This is a genomic window from Thiohalocapsa sp. (assembly GCF_019695415.1).
Lineage (GTDB): Bacteria > Pseudomonadota > Gammaproteobacteria > Chromatiales > Chromatiaceae > Thiohalocapsa.
On record NZ_JAIFKJ010000234.1, the window covers coordinates 1 to 4,863 of the forward strand.

Sequence of the window (4,863 nt, forward strand, 5' to 3'; positions counted from 1 at the left end):
CCCATGGTTGGATCGGTCATCACCGAGATGAAGGGCAGCTTACGCTCGCGCAGCCGGCCGAGCGCGGCGCTGGTCTTGGCCATCTGCATCAGCGAGAACAGCGACTCCTGCATGCGCGCGCCACCGCTGGCGGAAAAGCACACCAAGGCGGCATTGTCCTCGATCGCGGCCTCCACGCCGCGCACGAAGCGCTCGCCCACCACCGACCCCATGGAGCCGCCCATGAAGCGGAACTCAAACGCCGCCGCCACGCAGGCCATGCGCTTGAGCGTGCCGCGCATCACCACCAGGGCCTCGCGCTCGCTGGTCTGCTTCTGCGCCTGAGACAGGCGCTCACGATATTTTTTTAGATCCTTGAACTTGAGCGGATCCACTGACTCGAGCTCGGCGCCGATCTCCTCGACCGGCGCATCGGCGGGCTCGTCGTCGAGGAACAGGTTGAGCCGCCGCCGCGCGCCAATGCGGTTGTGGTAATTGCACTTGGGGCAGACGTCCAGGTTGCGCTCCAGCTCCGCACGGTAGAGCACCGCGTTGCAGCCGGGGCATTTGTCCCACAGCCCCTCCGGCACCGCCCGTTTGTTGTTGGCCTCGGTGCGGATGCGGCTTGGAATCAGCTTCTCGAACCAGCTCACGGCATCGCCCTTGGGCCGACTCATGCGCCCTCCTTGCCGGCGTCCACCGCATCGATTGCCTGCCGGAGCGCGCGTAGGAAATCAGCGACGGCGTCCGGGATGCGCGCCGGCTGCTCCATCAACGCCTCCATGCGCTGCACGATGGCACTGCCCACGATGACCGCGTCGGCAACCGCTGCCACCCTGGCGGCACTCGGGCCGTCCTTGATGCCGAAGCCCACCCCCACCGGCAGCGGGATCTGAGCACGGATCTCTTCGAGCTTGCCGCCGACGGCGTCGATATCCAGGTTGCCGGCGCCTGTGACGCCCTTCACCGCGACATAGTAGACGAAGCCAGACGCCACCCCGGCGATGCGCGCAATACGCTCGGCGTCTGATGTTGGCGCCAACAGATACACCAGGTCCAGGCCCTGCGGGCGCAGCAGGCCCGCAAGGTCCGCCGCCTCTTCCGGTGGGACGTCTACCACCAAGGTGCCGTCGACGCCGGCGGCAGCGGCCTCGGTGGCAAAGGTCTCGGCGCCCATGATCTCGATGGGGTTGAGATAGCCCATGAGCACCACGGGGGTGGTGCTGTTCTCGGCGCGGAAGGCCCGCACCATGTCCAGCACGTCGCGCAGGCGCACGCCCGCGGCGAGCGCCCGCTCGGTGGCGCGCTGAATCACGGGCCCGTCGGCGATCGGGTCAGAAAAGGGTACCCCCAGCTCGATGAGATCAGCGCCGGCGGCCACCATCCGGTGCATTAGCGGCACAGTGACATCCGGATTGGGGTCACCTGCGGTGACAAATGGAATCAGCGCTGTACGGCCCTCATCCCGTAGGCGCTCAAACAGCTCAGCGATACGGCTCACAGCACGATCCCATCCAGCCGCGCAACGGTGTCCATGTCCTTGTCGCCGCGCCCGGACAAATTGATAACGATGGTCTGGTCCCGCCGCATGGTGGGCGCGAGCTTGGCCGCATAGGCCAGCGCGTGGCTGGTCTCCAGTGCCGGAATGATGCCCTCGGTGCGGGTAAGCCCATGGAATGCTGCCAGGGCCTCGCCGTCGCTCACGGCGACATACTCGGCGCGCCCCGTGTCCTTGAGCCAGGCGTGCTCGGGGCCGACACCCGGGTAGTCCAGCCCGGCGGAGATGGAATGGGTCTCGACGATCTGGCCGTCCTCGTCTTCCATCAGATAGGTACGGTTGCCGTGCAGCACGCCGGGGGTGCCGGCGCACAGCGGTGCCGCATGGTGCCCGGTGGCGAGCCCCTCGCCGCCCGCCTCGACCCCGATCATGCGCACATCGGCGTCATCGATAAACGGGTAGAAGAGCCCGATGGCATTGGAGCCGCCGCCGACACAAGCCATTACCACGTCCGGGAGCCGCCCGGCGCGCTCGAGCGTCTGGGTGCGGGTCTCGCGGCCGATGACGGCCTGAAAGTCCCGCACCATGGCCGGATAGGGATGTGGCCCGGCGACGGTGCCGATGATGTAGAAGGTGTTGTCGATGTTGGTGACCCAGTCGCGCATGGCCTCGTTGAGCGCATCCTTGAGGGTGCGCGAGCCGGACTTGACCGACACCACCTCGGCACCGAGTAGGCGCATACGATAAACGTTGGCCTGTTGGCGGGCCACGTCCACCTCGCCCATGTACACGACGCATTCGAGACCCATGCGCGCGGCGACCGTGGCCGATGCCACACCGTGCTGGCCGGCGCCGGTCTCGGCGATGATGCGGGTCTTGCCCATGCGCTTGGCGAGCAGCGCCTGCCCCACGGTGTTGTTCACCTTGTGCGCGCCGGTGTGGTTGAGGTCCTCGCGCTTCAGAAAGATCTGCGCCCCGCCGAGCTCTCGGCTCCAGCGCTCGGCGTGGTAGAGCGGCGACGGGCGGCCGACATAGTCGCGCAGGTCGTTGTCCAGCTCGGCGAGAAAGGCGGGGTCTTTGAGATAGTGCTCGTAGGCCTCGGTCAGCTCCGCCAGCGGGTGCATCAGCGTCTCGGGCACGAAGCGGCCGCCGTAACGGCCGAAGTGGCCGTTTGCATCCGGATAGTGGTAGCCGGTCTGCTTGGCCTGCGCGGCGTGCTGCTCGTGCATCTCATCGGCGACGGTCGCCATTGCGTACCCCCTGCATGAAATCGTTGATCTTGCGTTGATCCTTGCGGCCCTTTGCGGCCTCGACGCCGCCGCTCACGTCCACGGCATAGGGCCGCACGCAGGCAATGGCCTCGGCCACGTTGTCGGCGGCGAGGCCGCCTGCGAGGATTATCTGGGGCGCCAGAGTCGGGGGCACCCGGTCCCAATCGAAGCACCGGCCGGTGCCGCCGGCCAAGGCTGGATCATACGTGTCCAGCAACAGGGCCGCTGCGCCATGATAATCCCTTGCCGCGGCCTCCACGTCGATGCCCTCGCGCATCGCCAAGGCCTTGATCCAGCGTCGATCAAAGCCGTCACAGGCCCCGGGCGGCTCGTGCCCATGGAACTGGAGCAGGTCCAGCGGCACACGCTGCGCCGCCTCGGTGATGACCGCGGAGTCTGCATCCACGAACAGCCCGACGATGCTGACGAAAGCCGGCACCCGGGCTGCCAGCGCCGCTGCCGCCTCGATACTGACCGCCCGCGGACTTGGCGCATGGAACACGAACCCGATGGCATCGGCGCCCGCCGCGACGGCGGCGTCGACGTCCTGCTCGCGGGTCAGACCACAAATCTTTACGCGTGTTCGCATGGTCGGAAGCGGGAGCTGTCTTAGGGCACGCCATCCGAATGCATGCGGCCATTTGCGTCCAGAACGGGGCGGGCAGCTGCTGCCGAAACGGCCATTACAGCACAGGCGGACCGGCCGCGTCGCCCAGCGGCGGCAGTTGAAAATGCGCCGGATAGTCCACGCCGGCGAGATAGAGTCCATGGGGCGGCGCCGTCACACCGCCGAAAGCACGGTTGCGCACCGCCAGCAGCTCCGCCGCCCATTGGATCGATGCCTCACCGCTGCCGATGGCCATCAGCACGCCGGCGATGTTACGCACCATATGGTGCAGGAAGCCATCGGCGCCGACCTCGAGTGTCAGCAGCTCGCCACGCCGGCCAAGGCGCAGGTAGCGCAGGGTGCGCACCGGACTCTTCGCCTGGCAGGCGAGCGCGCGGAAGCTGGTGAAGTCGTGCCGGCCCACCAGCAGCGAGCCGGCTGTGCGCATGCGGGCAAGATGGAGCGTCTTGTGAGTCCAGACCGCCCGTCCCCGCCACAGGGCCGAGCGGGTCGGCCGGCATAGGATGAGATAGCGGTAATGGCGGCCGGTGGCGCTGAAGCGGGCATGAAAGTCCGGCGCCACCTCCTGCGCCCAGCGCACGGCGATGTCATCCGGCAGGTTGCTGTTGGCACCCAACACCCAGCTGCGGGAGCTGCGCGAGGCCTGGGTGTCGAAATGCACCACCTGGCCTGTCGCATGCACGCCGGCGTCGGTGCGCCCGGCGCAATGCACCCGCACCGGCGCAGCGGCGACACGGCCAACGGCGACCTCGAGCCGCGCCTGCACCGTGTCGGCGTGGTGCTGGAGCTGCCAGCCGCTGTAGGCACCGCCGTCGTACTCGACGCCCATGGCGATGCGCCTGGTCCGGCGGCCAGGCGCGCCGGCATCATGCCCGGCCATGACGACTTCGATGGACAGCGGCGGCGGCGGGGAGGACCCAACAGCTCAGACGCGCGCGCAAGGACGCACTATATCGTCGCTCCGACGTAGCTCCAGGAGCAGCCAACCAGACAGCGTGTCGGCGAATACGGGGCTGGCACTCGCGCGCGGATGGGTACGGCCTGCTTAGCCAGGGATCGATACGCGGGTAATGGGGCAGCAATGGCTTGGAGCTCTCAGATGGCGGCGCACTGCGTGGTCTGCTGCCGTCTTACCACCCACGCGCCCCGGCCTCAACCGATCCTCGCAAGCATGGCCTGGGCCTCGGCCTGCTGCTGTGCGCTGCCCTCCTGCACAACCTCCTCCAGGAGAGGGCGCGCCGCGTCGGTATCTTCCATCTCGATATAGGCCCGGGCGAGGTCCAGTTTGGTGGCAATCTCATCCCACAGCCCCGCATCGACGGGCCATTGAGACGACAGTGCATCACCCAAGCTGCTGTCGTGATCCGCTGTGCCGGTGGCTCGCCCGGCTTAGGGGGTGGACTAGGGGGGAGCCTGGGGGGGGGACTGCGCACGATGTTCCCGATCGTTCCAGTATACACATCTGACCGGCCAGCACGCAAGAAGCA

6 protein-coding genes are annotated in these 4,863 nt (G+C 67.6%); all 6 read right to left on the bottom strand.

Features of this window, described 5'->3' with window-relative positions; all coding sequences use genetic code 11:
• The coding region (locus I6U14_RS06655) for an acetyl-CoA carboxylase carboxyltransferase subunit beta (protein ID WP_296897893.1) at positions 1–656 on the bottom strand (656 nt) is incomplete at its 3' end.
• On the bottom strand, positions 653–1,480 hold the full coding sequence (gene trpA / locus I6U14_RS06660; RefSeq protein WP_296897895.1) for a tryptophan synthase subunit alpha: 828 nt from the start codon (positions 1,478–1,480) through the stop codon (positions 653–655). The genes trpA and I6U14_RS06655, both read right to left, overlap by 4 nt.
• On the bottom strand, positions 1,477–2,706 hold the full coding sequence (trpB, locus tag I6U14_RS06665) for a tryptophan synthase subunit beta (protein WP_296897902.1): 1,230 nt from the start codon (positions 2,704–2,706) through the stop codon (positions 1,477–1,479). The genes trpA and trpB overlap by 4 nt, the downstream gene beginning before the upstream one ends.
• Position 2,707: 1 nt before the next feature.
• Entirely contained in the window at positions 2,708–3,337 is a 630-nt protein-coding gene (locus I6U14_RS06670; protein ID WP_296897896.1) for a phosphoribosylanthranilate isomerase, read from the bottom strand.
• A gap of 94 nt (positions 3,338–3,431) precedes the next feature.
• Entirely contained in the window at positions 3,432–4,256 is an 825-nt protein-coding gene (gene truA, locus I6U14_RS06675; RefSeq protein WP_296897898.1) for a tRNA pseudouridine(38-40) synthase TruA, read from the bottom strand.
• 272 nt (positions 4,257–4,528) lie between these two features.
• The gene (locus tag I6U14_RS06680) at positions 4,529–4,726 is read right to left on the bottom strand and encodes a FimV/HubP family polar landmark protein (protein ID WP_296897900.1); all 198 of its coding nucleotides are present in this window, start codon (positions 4,724–4,726) and stop codon (positions 4,529–4,531) included.
• Positions 4,727–4,863: the final 137 nt, after the last annotated feature.

Bases quoted from the DNA above. Each gene is read 5' to 3' on its own strand.
- trpB (WP_296897902.1), bottom strand. From the start codon at position 2,706: ATGCACGAGCAGCACGCCGCGCAGGCCAAGCAGACCGGCTACCACTAT.
- I6U14_RS06670 (WP_296897896.1), bottom strand. From the start codon at position 3,337: ATGCGAACACGCGTAAAGATTTGTGGTCTGACCCGCGAGCAGGACGTC.
- truA (WP_296897898.1), bottom strand. From the start codon at position 4,256: ATGGCCGGGCATGATGCCGGCGCGCCTGGCCGCCGGACCAGGCGCATC.